A 21,910-nucleotide genomic window follows, 5' to 3' on the forward strand; every position below is an offset into this window, starting at 1 on the left:
TTTGGCCACCCCGGAACTGAAAGTCGCGGACGGCCAGCACGGCCTGCAGATCGAGGGCCTGCGCAAGGCCTACAAGAAGCGCGTGGTGATCCGCGACGTGACCATGACCCTGGACCGGGGCGAGGTGGTGGCCCTGCTGGGGCCCAACGGGTCAGGCAAGACGACGACCTTCTATTCCGTCGCCGGCCTGGTGATTCCCGAAGGCGGCCGGGTGATGCTGGACGGCACCGACGTGACCGGCCTGCCAATGTACCGCCGCGCCCGCCTCGGCATCGGCTACCTGCCGCAGGAAATGTCGATCTTTCGCGGCATGAACGTCGAGGACAACATCGCCGCGATCCTCGACATCACCTATTCCGACCGCCACAAGCGCCGCGAACGTCTGGAAGAGCTGCTGTCGGAGTTCTCCATCGAACACCTGCGCCGCGCGCCCGCCCTGGCCCTGTCGGGCGGGGAACGCCGTCGGGTGGAGATCGCCCGCTGCCTTGCGGCGGAACCCAAGTACCTGCTGCTCGACGAACCCTTCGCCGGGGTCGACCCGATCTCGGTCGCCGACATCCGGCACCTGGTGGCCGACCTGAAGACGCGCGGCATCGGCGTGCTGATCACCGACCATAACGTGCGGGAAACGCTGGAGATCGTGGACCGCGCCTATATCCTGCACGACGGCGCCGTGCTGATGTCGGGCACCCCCGACGAGGTGGTCGAGAACGACAACGTGCGCCGCGTCTACCTGGGCGACAATTTCCGGATCGGCTGATCCCCGCCCGGCCCGCGCGGGCCATTTTGCCGCATCTTTTCCGCCTCGCGCCGCAGTGCGGCATGTTCCCGCGCAGCGCAGCGTCAACGTGACAAGGGACAGGCCCGCAGACGGCGGAAAACCGGCGGCCCCTGCGCTGGTTCACGCTGCTTTGCGGCGCAATATCCTGGCAATCTCTTGAACCGGATTTCATTGACAGCCCGGTCCCTTTGCTCGTCAAATGAACCCATGACAGGTCTGACTCACGCCGTAATGTTCCTTGCGTGCCGCCCCGGCGGGACCCGGAAGATTTCGTCGCCGGCCCTGTCGTTTTTCCGCAGCATTCGAGCCTGATCCCACCCCGCGGCCCCGCCGCGCCCGGGTGACGCCCGAATTGTCATGAGAGGAGACGGAATGCGTTACAAGATCACAGGAAAGCAGATCGACATTGGCGATGCCCTGCAAACTCACGTCAAGGACGGCGTCAACACCGCCGTGGCGAAATATGCCGAGCGCCCCACCGATGCGATCGTGACTTTTTCCAAGGACGCCCATGAATTTGTCTGCGAGACGACCGTCCATCTCTCCACCGGGCTGACCGCCCAGGCGCGGGGCGTCTCGACCGAGATCTACGCGGCATTCGAGAAGTGCTGCGACAAGATGGAAAAGCAGCTGCGCCGCTACAAGCGCCGGTTGAAAGACCATCACAAAACCCGTGCCACGCCGGTTGAAATCCTCGAGGGCTCCTCGTATATCCTCGCCTCGGATCAGGATAACGAGGATTCGGAACCCGAGACCCTGCAGCCCATTATCGTCGCGGAGATGGAAACACGGATCCCGTCGCTCTCTGTCGGCGAGGCCGTGATGCAGATGGAGCTGGCCGGCGCGCCTGTCCTGGTCTTCCGCAACGAGGGAAAGAACGGTCTGAACGTGGTCTACCGCCGCGATGATGGAAACATTGGTTGGATTGACCCGCGTAGCTGATGGCCGCCTCCGGCCCCGCCACGCGGGGTCGGACCGCCCGAAACAGCACGAGGCAGCATGAAACTGTCACAGATCCTGAAGCCCGAGGCGATCAAGGTGATCAACTCGGCCTCCAGCAAGAAACGTCTTCTGCACGATGTGGGCGAGTTGGCGCATTCCGCCTTCCAGTTGAACCAGTCCCGCGTGGTCGAGGCGCTGCAGGAACGGGAATCGCTGGGTCCGACGGGTGTCGGCCACGGCGTCGCCCTGCCCCATGCGCGGCTGGACGGGCTGGACAGTGTCCAGGGCGGGTTCATCATGCTGGAAAAGCCGGTCGATTTCGACGCGGTCGATCGTCAGCCGGTGGACCTGATCTTTGCCCTGTTTGCTCCGCAGGACGCGGGTGTCGAACACCTGAAGGCGCTGGCACTGGTGTCGCGCAGCCTGCGCGATCAGGGCCTGTGCAAGAAGCTGCGCGCTAACCCCGATCCCTCGACGCTCTACGCGATCCTGACGTCGGATCAGAACGTCGCCGCCGCCTGACGCAAGACGCAGGAAACGGATCACGCAGCGGGGCCTTCGGGCCCCGTTTTTCGTGGCGGCCCCCTGCGCGCCTCAGCCCGCCCAGGGGCCGAAGCCGAAGATCATGTAGTCCCGCTGATAGGTCTCTGCCGCGCGCGCCTCCAGGTCCGCATCGTGGATCTGCGCCAGGGTATAGGGCGTATCGGCAGGCGCCGGGCCGGGCTGCGGCGCGTCGATCCCCAGCCGCGCGGCCAGGCGCGGCAGATCCTCGGCCATCTCCTCCTCGCGCAGCACCAGGTCGGGGGTGGCGAACTGCGCCATCCCTTCCAGCAGCGCCGACTGGCTGGCCCAATGGGGGTCGATGCGCAGGCCCGTCTGCTGCGCCAGGTTGGCCTTCAGGAAATCGAGGAACAGGCCAAAGGCCTCCCTGTGCTGCTCCAGGCTGTAGTCGCCATTGGGTTTGCCCGGGATCGGCAGGGAATAGCGCTGGCGCAGGATCTTGCGGATCTCGGTGAACTTGCCCGACAGGATCTTCTCGCAGAAGACCGCATGCGCCCGCGCCATCGGATGACGCAGCACGGTGAAGCTGCGGTGCCCGGTCCGGGCGCGCAGCCACTGGCGCAGGTCCTTCTGGGACATCTTGCGCGTCAGGTCGCGCGGCTTGCCCCCGTCCAGCGCCGCCAGCCATTGTTCCACCTGCCGGTCCGGCCCGCCCTTCACAGGCATGTAAAGCAGCGGCGCCTCGGTCGCGGCGACGAAACCCGGCACCTGCGGGCCGCGGCGCGGCTCGAAATTGGGGGTGCGCGACAGGTTGAAGCGGTCCAGCCGCGCCAGCACCCCCTCCATCTGGTCGAAGTTCGCCACCTTCTCCGACAGGGCCTGGGGGTTCTGCACCTTCAGTTTCTGGGTCAGCCCCTCCAGCCGCGCCTCGACGCCCAGCCAGTCGGCCAGACCGTTCATCACGTCGACCGATTGCAGATCCTCGTAATCGACGTAGAAGGCCGTCTGCCCCGTCACCTGCAGCACCGACATCAGCCGCATCTGGAACTGCTGCAGCGCCTGAAGATGGGCCTCGAATTCCTCGGCGTCGAAGGTGGCCTGCTCCTCCTTGCGGCGGCGCACGTCGGTCAGTTTCCACTGGCCGGTGGCCTGGGCAATCTTCCAGCTTACATAACTTTCGGCCGGGTTGCGGGTCAGCACGATCTTGGCGCAGCGCGGGTCGGCCAGCGCCAGGTCCAGCACCCGTTGGTCATGGTCGTGGAAGAAGCGGAACCCATTCAGACCGGGCGCCGCGCGCACCGCCTCGATCATCGCCAGCGGATCGGCATCGCGCGCCGCTTGGGTGATCCCGAGGCAGTCCTCGGCATTGGGATAGGCGATGAAATAGGGGTTAAAGACCTCGCCCAGGCAATTGACGCCATCGAGCGCGTTCAGGTTTGCCTCCAGGAAATTGGACCCGGTGCGCATCTCGGCGAAGACGATGAAGTAGTCGAAGCGGGCCATGGCGTCCTATTTCTGTACCAGGTAGGGGCGGCGGGGTTTGCGCGGCTTCTCCTCCGGCTCGGTGGCCGGGACGGCCTCCGCCGGGGTGGTCGGGAAATCGCCCATCAGGTAGGGGTGCATGCCCTGGTTCTTCAGATCCTGCAGGAACTGCCCGAACCCGTCCAGATCGCGCATCTGCGGCACCTCCGACAGGCGCCGCGCGGTGCGGGCGCCCATCTCGTCGATCATCAGCTGCAGCGGCTCCATCGGGGCTTCGACGAACTCCGCCATGGTCCAGATCCGCACCCGCGCCTTGGCATGGGGGGACCGCAGCGCATGCAGGAAATCGGCCTCCACCTTCTGCAGCCGGGCGGCTTCCTTGCGGATCTCGCTGAAGGGCCGGTCAGCGCGGAACAACGGCACCGCCCAGGCGCCGGAGATGACGCTGATCTGCGCGTTCAGGTCCTTGGCCATGTCCCAGGTCACCGCCTGGTTCCCACGCGGCGAGAACTGGAAGCACTGCCTCTCGCCCCGGGTGTTCCACAGCAGGTTCGTCAGGAAATCGCGCGGGGCATAGTCGCGCAGGGTCGCGCTGGCCGTCAGCGCCCCGTTGATCACCGGTTGTCCGCCCGCGAACGCCGCATCGCCGGGGCCGAAGATCTGCCCGTGCACGCGAAAGCCGGTGGTGCGCGCCAGCCAGGGCTCGAAATCCTCGTAAAGCTCGGCAAAGCCCTGGAAGACGGAATACTTGGTGCCCGTCAGCCCGCCTTCCCAGCCGTCGCGGGGATAGCGCGACTGCATGTAAAGACCCGCGCGCCCGCGCGTGCGCCGCTCCACCGCCTTGGAAAAGATGCGGTCGATCTTGCCGGGGTTCGGCTCGCGCTTCTTCATCGCGCCCGCCGGGTCGGTCAGGAAGGCACGGTAGAGGCGGTTGGCATGGGGCCAGATCTTGCGCGCGACGAAGCAATCCGACCGGCGCAGCAATTGCAGGTGATCGTCGTAGAAGATGTGCGGCTTGCCTTGGAAATCGAACTTCGCCAGGGTCAGCGACCGGCTTTCCACATGGACCGAATGCTTCCGCGTCAGGGTCTGGAAATAGCTTTCGTCGGGGATCCAGACCTTGCTGAAATAGCGGTCGTATTCCGACCGTTGCGGATCGGTCAGGATCGCCTGAAGGGTCTGACGTGTCAGGCACCACCACTGGCTGCCCATATGCGGCACGATGCCTGCGGGGATGCGCCGGCGGAACCCGACGCGGCGCTGGAAATCGACGTACCAGTCGAAGGCGCGGCGCTGTGTCTTCCAGGAAAACGGGAAGCGCAGGGTGAAACGCTCCTCGTCCAGCCCGCCCACGGTCCAGGGCACATCCGCCGTGGTGGCGCTTTCGATGAAATCCGTGTGCGGCCGGGCGCGCAGGTAGTTCTTCAGCTCTTCCACCGGGCGCAGCGGCAGGCAGGACCCAGACGACAGGTAGACATGGCGCGCCTCGGGGAAATCGCGCAGCAGCATCTCGGCGGCGTCCTGGGTCGCGGCGACGATCCCCCAGGCGCCCCAGGTGCATAGGTGGCGCGGGGAAAACCGGATCAACTCCTCGTCTGCCAGGGTCTCGCGGAACTTGTCATAGACCCGGTCGCGCACCTTCTTGTCGACATGGATGACCACGGGGCATCCGGCCGCGGCCCAGTGGCGCGCGACCTGCTCGGCCCGTCCCAGGGCCGTATGGACCAGCATCACGATCCCGACGCCCAAATCCCCGCTTTCTCCTTCCAGGGGCCGGTCAGGCCCAGTTTCCCTTCGACATCAGCCCGAGAATCTCCAGCTGGCGCCAGTTGATGTATTTCTCCGACCACTTGCACCACAACTCCGGCTCGTCCTGCAGCCGCTGGTGGTAGGCGATGTACTCCTGGCTGTCGCCGTAATGCTGGCCACGGGTTAGCTCCTCCGCCGCCTTGGCGGTGAAGGTATCGAGGAACTTGGTGTGCAGCAGCACGCCCGACGCCTTTTCGCCCCCCCATTCGTCGAACACCAGGTTCATCCCGCGCGGCAGCAGGGAATGGGTGGAGGACTGGAAGGCATAGCGCCGGTGCCAGCGCACCAGCGGCACCTTGTTCAGCGCCGGCGCCTTCCAGGGGTCGTCCTCGAAGAAGACCCGCATGCGCGGCCCGCCCTGGATCCACAGGTTGCCGTTCCGCCAGTTGCGGCTGATCGTGTAGTTGCCCGCGTCGAACCAGCTGGCAATTTCCAGAGGGTCCTGCCCCTCCCGGTAGGGCTCGGCGGTGATCGGCCCCTTGGGGTACATGTCCAGCAGCATGGCCGAGAAGCTGCGGATCTCGGAGGCATCCAGCCAGTCGGTCAGCGCGTTCAGGGGCCGCGTGTCGCAGAACGGGTAGACGAAAAACTCGTCCGGATCGACCGTCAGCGTCCAGTGGTCATGGGCGTAGCGCAGCAGCAGCCAATTGATCCAGTCCATGCCGAAGCGCGATTTCAGGTAGCTGGCCCTGGTCGTCCAGACGGAACAGTCCTCCTGCTCGGTCAGGTATTCGCGGGATCCGTCATCGCTGTCGTTGTCCACGAAGAGGAAGTGGTCGATCCCCAGGTCGCGGTAGTACTCCAGGAAATACGGCAGGCGGATGCGTTCGTTGCGCAGGGTGGTGAAGGCCAGGATGTGACGTTTGCGAATCTTCCGGGTCCGGTTGACCACGGCGGTCAACTGGTGCCGCTTGCGCAGCGCCCTGTAGTGCAGGAAACGCTTTTCCCGCCCCAGATTGTACGATTCGAACCAGCCCAATCCACTGCTCCTGCGCCGGGTGCCCTCTGCCTCGGACCTCCCCTGCCGGCGGATCCATGCCGGTCAGTCTACAATCTATTTCTCCATGAAAACAGAACTGTCGGAAAGGGCCGAGTGGACCGGACGGAGGCGAATGTGTCCCCGCGGCGACGCGCCGGTCAGTCGCGCCGCATCAGGCCCAGCTGCGCCAGCTGCTCCGGGCCGGTGTAGCGGCAGGTCCCCGCGTGCCAGGCGTCGGGCGCGGCGCTGACAGCGCTGTAGTAGGGATCGAAGGCCGCCGGATCCCCGAAGTGCTGTTGGCGCTGTCGTTCTTCAGCGGCGCGCGCGGGGCTGTCGGGCAGGAATTTCGTGTGCAGCAACACGCCCGAGGGGCCGGGACCGGCGGGGCCACGATAGGCCGCGTTCAGGCCAGCGGGCAGCAGGGCATGGGTGGAATTCAGGTAGGCCTGGCGCCAGTGCCAGCGCACCAGCGGCAGCTTGTTCAGGGTCGGCCCCTGCGCCGGGGTGTCGGCAAAAAACACCCGTTCGCGCATCCCACCCTGCACCCACAGATTGCCGTGGCGGGGCTGCCAGCAGGCGCGGTAGGGGCCGGGGTCGAAGCCCGTCAGCACCTCCGCCGGATCCTGCCCGGGCCGGTAGGCCACGCCGTCCAGCGGCCCCTCGGGATAGAGATCCAGCATCAGGGCGCCCATGGCGCTCTGCCCCGCGCCCTCCAGCCGGGCGGTCAGGGCGGCCAGCCCCTCCGCCTCATGTCCCGGCCAAACCAACAGCTCGTCGGCATCCACCGTCAGGCACCAGTGGCCCGACCCGTGGCGCATCAGCAGCCAGCCCAGCCAGTCCATGCCGAAACGGCTGTCGCGGTAGCTGTCCGCCGTCTGCCAGAGCGAAACATCGGGCTGTTCCGCCAGCAGGGCCGCGCTGCCGTCGTCACTGCCATTGTCGACGACCAGGAAATGATCGACGCCCAGGCGGCGGTAGTGCTCGAGGAAGAACGGCAGACGCAGCGCCTCGTTGCGCAGGCAGGTGACGGCCAGCACCGCGTCGGGGGCGATCGCCTCCGTTCGGTCCGCGACGGGCTGAAGACGGTGCCGCGCCCGCAGCGCACGATAAAGCAGCCGGCGCCGCAGAAGGCGCAGCCGATACCGTCGCCCAAGCGACAGCGCGGGCGGGGGGCCGGCATCACCGGCCCCCGCGCCCGGGGTCATTTCTCGTAATGTCCTGTCTGGTGCCACCGCCATGCGTCCTCGATCATAATATCGAGGGTGGACCGCTGCGGTGTCCAGCCCAGTTCGCGTTCCGCCCGCACGGATCCCGATACCAGCTTGGTGCAGTCACCGGGGCGACGCGGGCCTTCCTCGTAGGGCACGGCGCGGTTGGTCACCGCGCGGGATTGTTCGATCACCTCCCGCACCGAGAAACCCGACCCCGTCCCGAGGTTGAAGACGCGGTTGCGCTTGCCCTGCTGCAGCCACTTCACGCCCAGGACATGGGCATCGACCAGGTCGCAGACATGGACGTAGTCGCGGATGCAGGTGCCGTCGGGGGTGTCGTAATCGGTGCCGAAGATGGTCAGCGCCGGGCGCGTGCCGTCGATCGCCTCCAGCATGATCGGGATCAGGTGCGTTTCGGGGCGGTGATGTTCGCCCACCTCGGCCTCGGGATCCCCGCCCGCGACGTTGAAGTAGCGGAAGATCACGTGGCGCAGCCCGTGGCTTTCGCCGAAGTTGCGCAGGATCTCCTCCACCGCCTTCTTCGAAGCGCCATAGGCGTTGATCGGCAGCTGCGGGGTCTCCTCGTCCAGCACGACGTTGTCATGCTCGCCATAGGTGGCGCAGGTGGAGGAAAAGACGAAGTTCATGCAGCCCGCGTCCACCGCGGCCTCCACCAGGTTCAACGAGCCCAGCACGTTGTTGCGCCAGTAAAGGCCGGGTTCCTGCATCGACTCGCCGACCTGGCTGAGGGCGGCGAAATGCATCACGGCGACGGGTTCATAGTGGGCAAAGACCGCGTCCAGGCGGGCGCGGTCCAGCAGATCCCCTTTCTCGAAGGGTCCGAATTTCACCGCGTCCTGCCAGCCGGTGACGAGAGAATCGAAGGTGACGGGCACGAAACCCGCCGCCTTCAGCGCCTTGCAGGCGTGCGAGCCGATATAGCCCGCACCCCCGGTGACGAGAACGTGGTCCTTCACGTATCCGTCCTTCTTATTCTGCCGCCTGCTGGCTGACGACGACATCCTGCAGATAGCCCATCAACTCGTCCTTCAGGTCGTCACGCTGCAGACCGAAGGAAACGGTGGCCTGCAGGAAGCCCGCCTTCGACCCGCAGTCGAAGCGCTGGCCGTTGAAGCGGAAACCGTGCACGTCGCGGCCCGCCGCGATCTCGTCTGCGATGGCATCGGTCAGCTGCACTTCGCCGCCGGCCCCCTTCTTCAGCTGGTTGAGGTTCTCCATCACCTGCGGCGTCAGCACGTAGCGGCCGATCACGGCCAGGTTCGACGGCTGGGTGCCCGGCGCGGGCTTCTCGACCATGCCCTTCACCGAGACGACATTGCCCATGTCTTCCTTCACGTCGAGGATGCCGTAGGACTTCGCCTTGTCGGCCGACACTTCCATCGCGGCGACCATGCAGGCGGGTTTCTCCTCGAAAGCTTCGACCATCTGCTGCAGGCAGGGCTTCTCGGCGGCGATGACGTCATCGGGCAGGATGACGGCAAAGGGCTCATCCTTGTTCAGCAGGCGCCGCGCGCACCAGACGGCGTGGCCGAGGCCCAGGGCCTTGTGCTGACGAATGTAGGCGATCTGACCGCTTTCCATGTAGGTGGACTTCAGCACCTCCAGCAGGTCATCCTTGCCCTTGGCCTCCAGCTCGGCCTCCAGCACGGCGCTATGGTCGAAATAATCCTCCAGGGCGGACTTGCCGCGCGAGGTGACGAAGATGAATTCCTCGATCCCGGCGGCCCGCGCCTCGTCGATCGCGTACTGGATCAACGGTCGGTCGACCAGGGTCATGATCTCCTTCGGAACCGACTTGGTGGCGGGCAGGAACCGCGTCCCGAGACCGGCAACCGGGAAAATCGCTTTCGTGACCTTATTTTGCACTGTGAGCCCTCAATCTATTGCTGTTCGGCCGCTCTCGGAACGAGCGCACCGGGATAAACATTTATGGTCAAGTTCACGCCTGACCAGCTTAGATGTCTGAAACCTTAAAACCAACCACCGTGACCCTCTCGTCCAGATCCGCGGACACACCCTGCGGATTCTCCGGGCACGCGGCCCATCAACCCAAGCCGCCGATGCCCCTCATGGAGCGTCAACGTAAAAACATTAGTGACCGTGAATGCCGAATAAAAGGCAACGGCCCACGACAGGCAGGTCATCGCCGATACAACTGGACGCTGTGCCGGAACCCGCCGAGGGCCTCGCCACGCTCGGGCTGCCAGGCGGCGGGACGCAGGGCACACGCCGGATCATATATCGGGATTCCCGTGACTTACCCATGGGCAAGCTGTCAGGCGACCCCCTTGAAAAGTTCGCACATGGCGCCGTCTTGCGCCGTCAGGCCCCGGAATCGGCGCAGGCGATCACCCGGGGCAGCCGGCCAACGCCAGGGTGGAACGCCCGCTTTTGAGGCAGCTTTGCCTGAGAGTCATACACCCGCATAAAGTGCAGATCCCAAGATCGGCTCGCGACGCAGAGCGGACAGCATCGCCCGTCGCGCTCCCCGAGTCGCCTCACTCCCCTCCTAACGCCCCATCCTTCCTCACAGCCCGTCGTTCCTCACGCCCCCGCCCCTCCGCAAACCGGCCCGGCAGAATTGATTGCCATGCCAAGGCAATGTATCTTCGGGCCAAAGCCCGAGACGACGGGGACGACCGGCCCCGTCCTTCGGTCCGGCGGCAAGAGGCAGAGAACCGGCGCATGTTTCAGCAAAGAACCCGGAAGACGCGACTGCAGTCGGCCATCGCCATGTGCGAACTGATCTTCCACTCGACCGCGCACAACATCCGCAAGAGCCACAACAACGCGATCCTGTCGATCGTGAACAACCTGGTCCGCGTGGCGATCATGATGGCGGTCTTCTACGCCATGTTCGCCATCCTCGGCCTGCGCCGGACCGCGATTCGCGGCGACTTCCTGCTGTTCATGCTGTCGGGCGTCTTCATCTACATGACCCATGTGAAGACGGTGTCGTCGGTGATGGGCTCCGACGGGCCGTCCTCTCCGATGATGAAACACGCGCCGATGAACACGGTCATTGCGCTCGCCGCCTCGGCGCTGTCGACGCTCTATCTTCAGGTGCTGACGCTTCTGCTGATCCTCTTCGTCTACCACGTCGCGGTGCGCCCCTACGAGATCTACGAACCCGCCGCCGCCTTTGCCTGCATCCTGACGGCCTGGTTCTACGGCATCGCCGTGGGTGTCTGTTTCCTGGCGCTGAAGCCCTGGTTCCCGGAATTCACCGGGATCGCGGCGCAGCTTTACACCCGGGCCAACATGATCGCCTCGGGCAAGATGTTCGTGGCCAACCAGATCACGCCGCAGATGCGCAACCTCTTCGACTGGAACCCGCTGTACCATTCGATCGACCAGGCGCGCGGGCATACCTTCATCAACTACAACCCGCATTTCTCCTCGCTGGAATATGCGCTGTCGGTGGCGGTGGCCCTGTTCTGTCTGGGCATGATCGGCGAGTTCTACACCCGCCGCCACGCCTCGCTGTCCTGGAACGCCCGGCGCTGACGCCCCGCAGCCGGCCCTGGCGCCGGTCACCTGCATCGAAGGCGCGACGGGCGAAAGCTATGCCCTGCACGCAGGCTGCTGCCGGTTGCAGGCGGACGACCAGAGGCCCTGCCGGGGACGGGTCAGTCCACCACGCGACAGGTCAGGTTGATCCGCCCGCCCTGGGCCAGCAACGTGGACGACCCGAACCGGATCCGGTCCACCCCGTGATGCAGCAGCCGCGACGGCCCCTGAAGGGTCAGCACGTCACCGCTTTTCAACCAGACGCTTTCAGTCTTGCCGCCCCGTTCCTCGTTGCCGATGCGGAAAAGCCCCTCGTCCCCCAAGGACACGGACATCACGGGCCAGGAGAAGTCGGCCTCGTCCCGGTCCTGGTGCAGGCCCATCTTCGCCCCCTCACCATAGAGGTTCACCAGGCAGCAATCGGGCTGCCGCTCCAGCCCGGTCAGCTCGGACCATAGGCGCAGCACGCTGTCGGGAATGGGCGGCCAGTCGACCCCGCTGGGGTGCTGCCGCTCATACCGGTAGCCGCGGCGGTCGGAATACCAGCCGTATTTCCCGGCCGAGGTCATGCGCACCGACATCTTCTTGCCCCAGCGGGTCTCGGGGGAAAACAGCGGCGCGGCGCGCTGCACGGCGCGCAGATCCTCCAGCAGCGCCTCCTGCGCGGGCCGGTCCAGCAAACCTTGCCAGATCTTGACGCCGCGCAGGGTCAGGGTCGGATCGGGGGACATGGGTCTACCTCTCTGCGGAACACTGACGGGTCTCTTCCCCTATGTAGGGGAAGTTTCAGCGCCGAACACTACAGATTGCCCCCAACCATGCCACAGGCCCGGCCCGGCCAATTCACTGACATTGCAAGAATCCCGGGCATTCCTCGACGGGACGTTCACCAAGAGCGCAAAAGGCGAATTTTTTGCCGATCTCGCGCTTGTGACCGGCTTGCAGGGCCGAAACCCCCTCCTTATATAGCCTTCGAAGCCCGGCGGGCGGGGCCAAAACCCCCGCCGGACCGGGTCTTGGAAGGGCCGATGCCGGAATGGGTCGGACCGCCAGACCATCGCCTTAAGTAGAAGGGATACAAATCATGGGTAAAGTGATCGGGATCGACCTCGGCACCACCAACTCCTGCGTCGCCATCATGGACGGCGCCCAGCCGAAGGTCATCGAGAACTCCGAAGGCGCCCGCACCACGCCTTCGATCGTCGCCTTCACCGAAGAAGAGCGGCTGGTCGGCCAGAGCGCCAAGCGCCAGGCCGTCACCAACTCCACCAACACCATTTTCGGCGTGAAGCGCCTGATCGGTCGTCGCGCGACCGACCCGGCCCTGGCTGCGGATAAATCCAACCTCCCCTACGCCATTGTCGACGGCGGCAACGGTGACGCATGGGTCGAGTCCCGCGGCGAGAAATATTCGCCCTCGCAAATCTCCGCCTTCATCCTCGGCAAGATGAAGGAAACCGCCGAAAGCTACCTCGGCGAAGAAGTCGACCAGGCGGTCATCACCGTTCCGGCCTACTTCAACGACGCCCAGCGTCAGGCCACCAAGGACGCCGGCAAGATCGCCGGCCTGGAAGTGCTGCGGATCATCAACGAACCGACCGCGGCGGCCCTGGCCTATGGCCTCGACAAGGAAGAAAGCCACACCATCGCGGTCTATGACCTTGGCGGCGGTACCTTCGACGTGACCATCCTGGAAATCGACGACGGCCTCTTCGAGGTGAAGTCGACCAACGGCGACACCCACCTGGGCGGCGAAGACTTCGACATGAAGATCGTCAACTACCTCGCCGAGGAGTTCAAGAAAGAGAACAACGTCGATCTGCGCCAGGACAAGATGGCCCTGCAGCGCCTGAAAGAGGCGGCTGAAAAGGCCAAGATCGAACTGTCCTCCAGCCAGTCGACCGAGATCAACCAGCCGTTCATCTCGATGGGCTCCAACGGTCAGCCGCTGCACATGGTCATGAAGCTGACCCGTGCCAAGCTGGAAAGCCTGGTGTCCGACCTGATCAAGAACTCGATCAAGCCCTGCCAGGCCGCGCTGAAGGATGCCGGTCTGTCCACCTCCGACATCGACGAGGTCGTCCTGGTCGGCGGCATGACCCGCATGCCCCGCGTGGTCGAGGAAGTGACGAAGTTCTTCGGCAAGGAACCCCACAAGGGCGTGAACCCGGACGAAGTGGTCGCCATGGGCGCCGCCATCCAGGCCGGTGTTCTTCAGGGTGACGTGAAGGACGTGGTCCTGCTGGACGTGACGCCGCTGTCGCTGGGCATCGAGACGCTGGGTGGTGTCTTCACCCGCCTGATCGACCGCAACACGACGATCCCGACGAAGAAGTCCCAGGTCTTCTCGACCGCCGAGGACAACCAGGGCGCCGTGACGATCCGCGTGTTCCAGGGTGAGCGTGAGATGGCCGCCGACAACAAGATGCTCGGCCAGTTCAACCTGGAAGACATCCCGCCGGCACCGCGCGGCATGCCCCAGATCGAGGTGACCTTCGACATCGACGCCAACGGCATCGTGTCGGTCTCCGCCAAGGACAAGGGCACCAACAAGGAACAGAAGATCACGATCCAGGCCTCCGGTGGTCTCAGCGACGACGACATCGAGAAGATGGTCAAGGACGCCGAAGAGAACGCCGAAGCCGACAAGGCCCGCAAGGACCTGGTCGAAGCCAAGAACCAGGCCGAAAGCCTCATCCATTCGACCGAGAAATCGGTCGAGGAACACGGCGACAAGGTCGACCCCTCGACCGTCGAGGCGATCGAACTGGCCGTTGCCGCGCTCAAGGACGAGCTGGAGAACGACAACGCCGAGAAGATCCGCAGCGGCATCCAGAACGTGACCGAAGCGTCGATGCGTCTGGGCGAGGCGATCTACAAGTCGCAGCAGGAAGAAGGCTCGGATGAGCCCCAGGCCTCTGACGACGGCGCGTCCAACGGTGGCTCCGACGATGACACCATCGTCGACGCTGACTTCGAGGATCTGGATGACAACAAGCGTGGCTGATCTGATCAGCCCACGCTGAGGAACCTCTGGGGCCGGTCCTCCCTTCGGGCGGGCCGGCCTTCAACGTTCCAAGGAAGGGATAACCTACCGTGGCAAAACGTGATTACTACGAGGTCCTCGGCCTGAAGAAGGGCGCCTCTGCGGACGAGATCAAGAAGGCCTATCGCAAGAAGGCGAAGGAACTTCACCCCGACCGCAATGCCGACAACCCCCAGGCCGAAGACCAGTTCAAAGAAGTGAACGAGGCCTACGACTGCCTGAAGGATGCCGACCGCAAGGCGGCCTATGACCGCTACGGCCACGCGGCCTTCGAGGGCGGCATGGGCGGCGGCGGACGTCCCGGCGGCGGTGGCCCCGGCGGCAATGCCGACTTCGCCTCGGCCTTCTCCGATGTCTTCGACGATCTGTTCGGCGACTTCATGGGCGGGCGTCAGCCCGGCGGGCGCCAGCGCGCCACCCGGGGCGCAGACCTGCGCTACAACCTGCGTGTCTCCCTCGAAGAGGCCCACACCGGCCTGCAGAAGACGATCAACGTGCCGACCTCGGTGCAATGTACCGTCTGCGAGGGGTCCGGCGCCGAGGGTGGCGCGGAACCCACCACCTGCCCCACCTGTTCCGGCATGGGCAAGGTGCGCGCGCAGCAGGGCTTCTTCACGGTCGAACGCACCTGTCCGACCTGTTCGGGCCTGGGCCAGATCATCCAGAACCCCTGCAAGGCCTGTGGCGGCCAGGGCCGTGTCGATCGCGACCGGCAGCTGTCGGTGAACATCCCCGCCGGTGTCGAAACCGGCACCCGCATTCGCCTGGGCGGCGAGGGCGAGGCCGGGATGCGTGGCGGTCCTTCCGGGGATCTCTACATCTTCATCGAGGTGGCCAAGCATCCGATCTTTGAACGCGAAGGGCCCAACCTCTTCTGCCGCGTGCCGGTGTCGATGGCCACGGCCGCACTCGGTGGCGACATCGAGGTGCCGACGATCGACGGCGGCCGAAGCCGCGTGAAGATCCCCGAAGGCTCGCAATCGGGTCGCCAGATGCGCCTGCGCGGTAAGGGCATGCCGGCCCTGCGCGGCGGCGGTTCGGGTGACATGTTCATCGAACTGGCGGTGGAGACCCCGGTCAACCTGACCAGCCGCCAGAAGGAGCTGCTGCGCGAGTTCGAGGATCTCTCGGAAGAGAACAATCCCGAAAGTGAAGGCTTCTTCAAGTCGGTGAAGAACTTCTGGGATTCGATGAAGGGGTGAATTGCCGAACCGGGGCCTTTGGCCCCGGCAAAAGGTCCAGTGGACCCTTTGGGCAATTCACGGGCGGAGCCCCGGCCCCCATGCAATACCCGTACAAAGGGCGGTCCCCCAGGGCCGCCCTTTCTCTTTGCCCCAAGCCCCTTAACCCAACGCTAACCATTGCGGGCACAGGCTGGTCCCATGACCAGACCACCCGCCTTTTCCGACAGCTCCCCCTCGCTCTTCGACAGCGACGAGGCGCCAGTGCAGCCGCTGAAATTCGGCCGCCTGCCGTCCTATATCGGGGATCACCGCAAGCGCCTGCGCGAACGGTTCATGCAGGGCGGTCCCGCCGCCCTGCCCGACTACGAGATGCTGGAGCTGGTCCTCTTCCGCGCCAATGCGCGCCAGGACATGAAACCCCTGGCCCGCCGCCTGCTGCAACGGTTCGGGGATTTCAACGGTGTCATCAGCGCCCCGCGCGATCAGCTGCTGGAACAGCACGAGGTCGGCGAGGCCGTGGTGTGCGAGCTGAAGATCATCGAGGCCGCCGCGCAGCGCCTGGCCCGCGCCCGCATCATGCAGCGCCCCGTGGTCAGTTCCTGGGACGCCCTGCTGGACTACTGCCACACCGCCATGGCGCATCGCGAAACCGAACAGTTCCGCGTCCTCTACCTCGACCGGAAGAACGTGCTGATCGCGGATGAGGAACAGGGCAAGGGCACCGTCGACCATGTGCCCGTCTACCCGCGCGAGGTGGTGAAACGCGCGCTGCAGCTCAATGCCAGCGCTCTGATCCTGGTGCACAACCACCCTTCGGGCGATCCCTCGCCCTCGCAGGCGGATATCGACATGACCGCCCAGATCGAAGCCGCGGCCGCAGCCCTGGGCCTGTCGCTGCACGACCACATCATCGTCGGCCGCTCGCGCGAGTTGTCCTTCCGCTCCGAAGGCTACCTCTAGCCCTCGCCCGCATAACCCTGGCCATGAACGACAGACGGCCCCCGAAGGGGCCGCCCGATCCTCTCATCCTGTCCCCGATAGGGTCAGAGAGTCGCCTCAAAGGCCGCGATCCCGGCCTCGGCCACTTCGCGATCCTGCCCTGGCGTGCCGGAGCTGATGCCGATGCCGCCGACACAGTCGCCGCCGGCCATCACCGGCAGACCGCCGGCGACGACCATCAGGCGCCCACCGATGGCGGAGCCGATGCCATAGGCCGGTGCGCCGGGCTGCGAGGCGCTGCCGTAGTCATGGGTCGCCTTCTTCGCCCCCGAGGCGGTGAAGCTCTTGTCGATGGCGATGGTGATCGAGGTCACCTTGCCGCCTTCCATCCGCTCGAACGCCAGCAGGTTGCCGCTTTCGTCGGTGATGGCGATACACATGGGCACGCCGATTTCCTCGGCCTTGGCCTTGGCGCCGTCCAGCAGCACGCGGGCATCGGCGAGGTCCAAGCGGGTCACCTGGATCATTGGGCCTTCTCCTTCGCTTCCCGACGGCGGGCATGCAGCACCGGTTCGGTATAGCCCGAAGGCTGCGCCACGCCGGTGAAGATCAGGTCCCGCGCGGCGGCAAATGCCACCCCGTCGAAATCGGGCGCCATGGGGGTATAGGCCGGGTCACCGGCATTCTGGGCGTCGACCTTGACGGCCATGCGGCGCAGGGCGTCCTCGACCTGGTCTTCGCTGACCAGGCCGTGCAACAGCCAGTTGGCCAGGTACTGGGACGAGATCCGCAGCGTCGCGCGGTCTTCCATCAGGCCCACGTCGTTGATGTCGGGCACCTTGGAACAGCCCACGCCCTGGTCGATCCAGCGCACCACGTAGCCCAGGATGCCCTGGCAGTTGTTTTCCACCTCGCGGGTCACCTCCTCGTCCGTCAAGTTGCGCCCCGACAGCAGCGGCGGCGTCAGCAGCGCATCCAGCGAGGCGGCCTCACGGCCCTTCAGCTCATTCTGGCGGGCGAAGACATCGACCTGATGGTAGTGGGTGGCGTGCAGCGTGGCGGCCGTGGGCGACGGCACCCAGGCGCAGTTGGCGCCAGCCATCGGGTGGCCGATCTTGGCCTCCAGCATCTCCGCCATCTTGTCCGGCTTGGCCCACATGCCCTTGCCGATCTGCCCCTTGCCCTGCAGGCCCAGGGTCAGGCCGGTATCGACGTTGCCCTGTTCATAGGCGGCCAGCCAGCCGGCCTTGGCCATGTCGGCCTTGGGCACGAAGGCGCCCGCCTGCATCGAGGTGTGGATCTCATCGCCCGTCCGGTCGAGGAAGCCGGTGTTGATGAAGACCACGCGGTCCTTCACCTGGCGCAGGCATTCGGAGAGGTTGACCGAAGTGCGGCGCTCCTCATCCATCACGCCCAGCTTCACCGTGTTCAGCGGCAGGCCCAGAACGGCCTCCACATCGGCATAAAGACGATCGGCAAAGGCCACTTCCTCCGGCCCGTGCATCTTGGGCTTCACCACGTAGACCGACCCGGTGCGGGAATTGCGCGGGCCCTCGGTCTTGGCCAGATCGTGCATGGCGCAGGTCACGGTGACCATGGCGTCCAGCATGCCCTCGGGCGTCTCCTCGCCCTCGAAGAGCACCGCATCGGTGGTCATCAGGTGCCCCACGTTGCGCACCAGCTGCAGCGACCGGCCCTGCAGCGACAGGTCACTGCCGTCAGGCGCGGTCAGCGCCATGTCGGGGGCCAGGACGCGGGTCATCGTCTCGCCGCCCTTCTCGAAGGTCTCGCTGAGGTCGCCCTTCATCAGGCCCAGCCAGTTGGCATAGGCCAGAACCTTGTCCGCGGCATCGACGCAGGCCACGCTGTCCTCGCAATCCTGGATCGCGGTCAGGGCCGATTCCAGCAGCACGTCGCGCAGACCCGCGGCGCTGTCGCGGCCCACCGGGTGCGAGGGGTCGATCAGCAGGCCGATGTGCAACCCGTTGTGGCGCAGCATGTAAGTGGCCGTGGCGCCCTCTTCGGCGTAGCCCACGAAGACATGCGGATCCTTGAAACCGTGCACGCCGGACGCCGAGCGCGCCATCAGCTCTTTGCCCTCGCGGAAATACTCGCTGACCTCGGTGTGCGAGATCGTCTTCAGCGGCACCGTGGTGTCCAGGAACTCCGCCGCCCAGGCCACCGCCTGCGCGCCGCGCTTGGGGTCGTATCCCTTGCCCTCGGGCGCACCCGGCAGGGCATCGGTGCCGTAAAGCGCGTCGTAGAGCGATCCCCAGCGGGCATTGGCGGCGTTCAGCGCAAAGCGGGCGTTGGTGATCGGCACCACCAGCTGCGGACCGGCGACACGGGCGATCTCGTCATCGACGTTCTCGGTGCCGATGGAGAAATCCGGGCCCTCGGGAACGATATAGCCGATCTCCTCCAGGAAGGCGCGATAGGCGGTGCCATCCCAGGGCTGGCCCTTGCGGGCGGTCAGCCAGTCGTCGATCTGCGCCTGCATCGTCTCGCGCGTGTTCAGCAGGGCCAGGTTCTGCGGCACCAGGTCCCGCAGGATGCCGGCGTAGCCGGCCCAGAACTCTTCCGCCCCCACGGGCAGGCCGGGCAGAACCTGCCCTTCGATCAGATCGGCCAGTTCGGTGGCCACGGACAGGCCGGCGCGGCGGACATAGTCGGTCATAACGATCTCCTGAAAGTGTTGCGTCAAGGATAGCGCCTGTGCGGTCACTGACGACGGAAATTCCGCGCCTTTCCACGATATGGAAAGCAGGGGTCGGAAAATGGAAAGCCCAGGCCCTGCGGGCCCGTTCAGCGCAGCCAGACCTCGACCCGGCGGTTCACCTGGCGGCCCCATTCGCTGTCATCGCAGGCCATGGGCATCGCCTCGCCGAAGGTGTCGATGCCCAGGGTCAGGCGCGACAGGTCGGCGGTTTCGGCCGCGGCCAGCACCGCGCGGCGCACCGTTTCGGCCCGTTCCGCCGACAGTCGCAGGTTCGCCTCCGCCGGGCCATCCCCGTCGGAGAAGCCGACCAGCAGAACCTCGCGCCCGTCGAACTGGCCGCTTTCCAGCGCCCGGGCCATCATCCGCACGTTCGACATGGACTGCGCGTCCAGTCGGGTGGATCCGGCGCGGAAGCGGAAGGAGATGGTCAGCCGCTTCATCCCCGTCAGGGTGGTCACCATGCGCTGCAATTCGGCCAGGGGCACCTCGTCGCCGGCCTGGGCGATGGCGTTGGCGAATCGGTCCCCCTGGTCGTCGATCGCGACCTCTTCGGGCAGCTGGTCGACGAATCCTGCACGTCGGATCACGTATTGCGCCTGGGGGTCGCGGGTATAGGCCAGGAAATCGCGCGCCAGCTTCGGCAGGCGCACGGCGGGCTGGTAGAGGAAGACCGGCGCGGTCATCGGGTAATCTTCGGTCTTGGCGTTGCGCCGCGTGGCCTGAAGGGTGAAGCCGCAGTCCCCCGACAGGGCCAGCCCCGCCGCCGCCCCCACTTCGGAGGCCGAGGACAGGCCAATGGCGAAGGGATCGGCCAACACCGCGCGCAGCAGGGCGTCGTCGGTGCCATGCTGCACCGCCCCCTCGGCCAGGCCGGCCCCGGCGGGGCGCAGCAGGCGATCCTGCACCACCTGCCCCAGGCCCGAGGTCAGATCCCGCAAGTGCGGCACGATGGGCGCATCCGCCCCGCCCAGCTCCTGCCAGTTGGTGATCCGCCCGGCGAAGACATCGGCCAACTGGGGCATGGTGATCCGCTGCACCGGGTTGTCCGGCGCCACGATGGGCACCAGGGCATCCAGCGCCAGCACCCGCGCCCGGCCCCGCTGGGTCAGATCGCCAAGGCCTGCCGCCCGGGCGGCCTCCAGCTCCTCCTCGCGGACCTCGCGCAGGGCCATGACCAGATCGGCGCCGGCCTCGATCAGCTCGTCGAAGCCGCTGTCGGTGGTCTGGCTGTGAATGGTGAATTCCCCCGCGACGCGGCCACCGTCCCGTTCCGTCAGGATATACAGGACCTGCCCCGGCCCCAGGGCCTCGCGCCGCACGGCATAGCCCGCACGCAGGCCGAAGCCTTCGACGAGGGCGGGCATCAGCACCTCGCCCACGGTTTCGGCGCCGGAAATGGTGATGCGGGCAACATAGTCGGTCAGATCGGGACAACCCGGCCCGTCGCACAGCACGCCGGATCCATCCAGCGTCAGCACGCCGAACTCGGTCTGCAGCCGGTAGAATTCGCCGTCGAACCCCAGCAGGTCGCCGGACAGCTCGACATTGCCGTCGCGCGAGGTCAGCGTCACGTCCTGCGCGCGGACCAGTGTCGCGAGCGGCAAAAGGAAAAGTGCGGCGAAAATCGCCGCACGGAAGGATCGCATGCGCCTGACCTCGGGTTCCCGCAGGTTACTTGACGGCGATCTTCAGATCATCGAGCAGATTCTTCAACAGCAGATAATCCCCCGTCGCGTCGCAGGCGGGCATCGTGACATTCAGGTCATGGAAGCTGCCGAAGGTGCCTTCGCTGACGTGGATGACCTGGGCGGTGATCTCGCGGCCGCAATTGGCCTCGGTCACCTGGGCCTCCACCGACAGGTCTATGGTGCCGGCCTGGCGGGCGATGCCCAGCGGGAAGGAATAGACGTGCGCCAGGCGGGCCTGTGGCAGATCGGCGTTACCCAGCACGGTCAGGAAGCCGCCCTCGCCCCGTGCTGCGACGCTGACGTCGCGGGGGGTTTCGGCCCAGACGTGGCCGCTGTCGTCGTAGTTCGCGCCATATTCCAGCGCGTGCAGCTCCAGCCCCGTCTCGCCCTGCCACTGCACGACCGAGCGGTCGTAGAAGGCCAGCGACGACACCTCGGCCTCGGCGCTGGCGCCTTCGCCATCCTGGAAGACGGCCACGAAGATCGCATATTCGGCCAGGGCCGGCACCGACAGGGTCAGCGCACCCTCGGCGTCGGTCAGCTCGGAAAAGACCATGCCCTCATGATGGAAGGCCACGCGATCCTCGGCGTAGCAGGGCGCATCCAGGGTCAGGGTCACCATGGCCGCGGCGGCGGGTTCGGCGGTCAGGGTCACGGGGCAGTCGTTTGCCACCTCCGCATCGGCCTCATCCTTGGGCGCGGTCGGGTCCGCGGCCTGGGCCTGAACCAACTGCGCCTCGGCGCCGAAGCCGCCGTGGGTGGGCTCGGCCTCGGGCAGGACCACGGGGGAGGAAGTCAGTTCGATGTCCTGAAGCGGCAAGGTCTCAGCCTCGGGCAGAGCCTGGGGCACCGGGGCAGCCGGGAGGGCGACAGCCTTGGCCTCCTGCACCGCGGGTTGCCGCGCCGGGGCGCTGGCCTCGGCGGCCTGTTCCGCGGCGACCTGTCGGCTGTGCCGTTCCATCAGCACGCCGCTGACGCCCGCAACGCAAAGCGTCGCCCCGGCAATGGCAACGCCCTTGATCAGTCTGGCCTTGGCGAGTGGCATCGGATGTCCCTCCTGCGATTACCGCAAGATCGATGAGGATTCGGGCAGCGATG

The 21,910-nt window shown here is 66.0% G+C and carries 18 protein-coding genes; 7 read left to right on the plus strand and 11 right to left on the minus strand.

Going from position 1 to position 21,910, the window contains the following annotated elements:
* Position 1 precedes the first annotated feature (1 nt).
* The 3 genes from lptB to CVM50_RS08700 all read left to right on the plus strand — a co-directional run bounded on the left by lptB (position 2) and on the right by CVM50_RS08700 (position 2,245).
* Positions 2-760 carry an LPS export ABC transporter ATP-binding protein gene (gene lptB, locus CVM50_RS08690; RefSeq protein WP_085889603.1) on the plus strand — a complete coding sequence of 253 codons (759 nt, stop codon included), beginning with the start codon at positions 2-4 and terminating at the stop codon, positions 758-760.
* A gap of 393 nt (positions 761-1,153) precedes the next feature.
* Positions 1,154-1,723 carry a ribosome hibernation-promoting factor, HPF/YfiA family gene (gene hpf / locus CVM50_RS08695; protein WP_085889602.1) on the plus strand — a complete coding sequence of 190 codons (570 nt, stop codon included), beginning with the start codon at positions 1,154-1,156 and terminating at the stop codon, positions 1,721-1,723.
* A 57-nt stretch (positions 1,724-1,780) separates the two neighbouring features.
* The gene (locus CVM50_RS08700; protein WP_085889601.1) at positions 1,781-2,245 is read left to right on the plus strand and encodes a PTS sugar transporter subunit IIA; all 465 of its coding nucleotides are present in this window, start codon (positions 1,781-1,783) and stop codon (positions 2,243-2,245) included.
* 72 nt (positions 2,246-2,317) lie between these two features.
* Here CVM50_RS08700 and CVM50_RS08705 read toward each other — a convergent pair whose 3' ends face one another.
* The 6 genes from CVM50_RS08705 to CVM50_RS08730 form a co-directional block, all read right to left on the minus strand.
* Entirely contained in the window at positions 2,318-3,727 is a 1,410-nt protein-coding gene (locus CVM50_RS08705; protein ID WP_085889600.1) for a sulfotransferase family 2 domain-containing protein, read from the minus strand.
* Positions 3,728-3,733: 6 nt separating this feature from the next.
* Entirely contained in the window at positions 3,734-5,455 is a 1,722-nt protein-coding gene (locus CVM50_RS08710; protein WP_198431876.1) for a DUF5927 domain-containing protein, read from the minus strand.
* A gap of 28 nt (positions 5,456-5,483) precedes the next feature.
* Positions 5,484-6,494, minus strand: a complete 1,011-nt coding sequence (locus CVM50_RS08715) for a glycosyltransferase family 2 protein (RefSeq protein ID WP_085889599.1) — start codon at positions 6,492-6,494, stop codon at positions 5,484-5,486.
* Positions 6,495-6,652: 158 nt separating this feature from the next.
* Positions 6,653-7,699: a glycosyltransferase family 2 protein gene (locus CVM50_RS08720; RefSeq protein WP_085889598.1), complete on the minus strand. Its 1,047-nt coding sequence runs from the start codon at positions 7,697-7,699 to the stop codon at positions 6,653-6,655.
* Complete coding sequence (gene galE, locus CVM50_RS08725) at positions 7,696-8,682, minus strand: UDP-glucose 4-epimerase GalE (RefSeq protein ID WP_232618194.1); 987 nt, start codon at positions 8,680-8,682, stop codon at positions 7,696-7,698. The genes CVM50_RS08720 and galE overlap by 4 nt, the downstream gene beginning before the upstream one ends.
* 13 nt (positions 8,683-8,695) lie before the next feature.
* Complete coding sequence (locus tag CVM50_RS08730; protein ID WP_085889596.1) at positions 8,696-9,592, minus strand: UTP--glucose-1-phosphate uridylyltransferase; 897 nt, start codon at positions 9,590-9,592, stop codon at positions 8,696-8,698.
* Positions 9,593-10,411: 819 nt separating this feature from the next.
* Between CVM50_RS08730 and CVM50_RS08735 the strand changes: the two genes are divergently transcribed.
* Positions 10,412-11,233, plus strand: coding sequence for an ABC transporter permease (locus tag CVM50_RS08735; RefSeq protein WP_085889595.1), 822 nt, complete (start codon positions 10,412-10,414; stop codon positions 11,231-11,233).
* A gap of 122 nt (positions 11,234-11,355) precedes the next feature.
* On the opposite strand, the gene CVM50_RS08740 is transcribed toward CVM50_RS08735, so the two are convergent.
* Complete coding sequence (locus CVM50_RS08740; protein ID WP_085889594.1) at positions 11,356-11,967, minus strand: alpha-ketoglutarate-dependent dioxygenase AlkB family protein; 612 nt, start codon at positions 11,965-11,967, stop codon at positions 11,356-11,358.
* 353 nt (positions 11,968-12,320) lie between these two features.
* Between CVM50_RS08740 and dnaK the strand changes: the two genes are divergently transcribed.
* From dnaK to radC, 3 genes are all read left to right on the plus strand, one after another.
* Positions 12,321-14,243 (plus strand): molecular chaperone DnaK, encoded by a 1,923-nt coding sequence (gene dnaK, locus CVM50_RS08745; RefSeq protein WP_085889593.1) that lies wholly within the window; start codon positions 12,321-12,323, stop codon positions 14,241-14,243.
* An 89-nt stretch (positions 14,244-14,332) separates the two neighbouring features.
* Positions 14,333-15,484 carry a molecular chaperone DnaJ gene (dnaJ, locus tag CVM50_RS08750; RefSeq protein WP_085889592.1) on the plus strand — a complete coding sequence of 384 codons (1,152 nt, stop codon included), beginning with the start codon at positions 14,333-14,335 and terminating at the stop codon, positions 15,482-15,484.
* 180 nt (positions 15,485-15,664) lie between these two features.
* Entirely contained in the window at positions 15,665-16,426 is a 762-nt protein-coding gene (gene radC / locus CVM50_RS08755) for a RadC family protein (RefSeq protein WP_085889591.1), read from the plus strand.
* 83 nt (positions 16,427-16,509) lie between these two features.
* Here the strand turns inward: radC and CVM50_RS08760 are convergent, their stop codons facing one another.
* The 4 genes from CVM50_RS08760 to CVM50_RS08775 form a co-directional block, all read right to left on the minus strand.
* Positions 16,510-16,932 carry a GlcG/HbpS family heme-binding protein gene (locus CVM50_RS08760; protein ID WP_085889590.1) on the minus strand — a complete coding sequence of 141 codons (423 nt, stop codon included), beginning with the start codon at positions 16,930-16,932 and terminating at the stop codon, positions 16,510-16,512.
* Complete coding sequence (locus CVM50_RS08765; protein WP_085889589.1) at positions 16,929-19,082, minus strand: malate synthase G; 2,154 nt, start codon at positions 19,080-19,082, stop codon at positions 16,929-16,931. Before CVM50_RS08765 ends, CVM50_RS08760 begins: the two co-directional genes overlap by 4 nt.
* A 128-nt stretch (positions 19,083-19,210) precedes the next feature.
* Complete coding sequence (locus CVM50_RS08770) at positions 19,211-20,770, minus strand: phosphate ABC transporter substrate-binding/OmpA family protein (RefSeq protein ID WP_085889588.1); 1,560 nt, start codon at positions 20,768-20,770, stop codon at positions 19,211-19,213.
* A 25-nt stretch (positions 20,771-20,795) separates the two neighbouring features.
* Positions 20,796-21,857, minus strand: coding sequence for a hypothetical protein (locus CVM50_RS08775; protein ID WP_085889587.1), 1,062 nt, complete (start codon positions 21,855-21,857; stop codon positions 20,796-20,798).
* Between the last annotated feature and the right edge of the window lie 53 nt (positions 21,858-21,910).

The organism is Pseudooceanicola marinus (assembly GCF_002786295.1).
In the GTDB taxonomy this organism is placed as follows: Bacteria; Pseudomonadota; Alphaproteobacteria; order Rhodobacterales; family Rhodobacteraceae; genus Pseudooceanicola; species Pseudooceanicola marinus.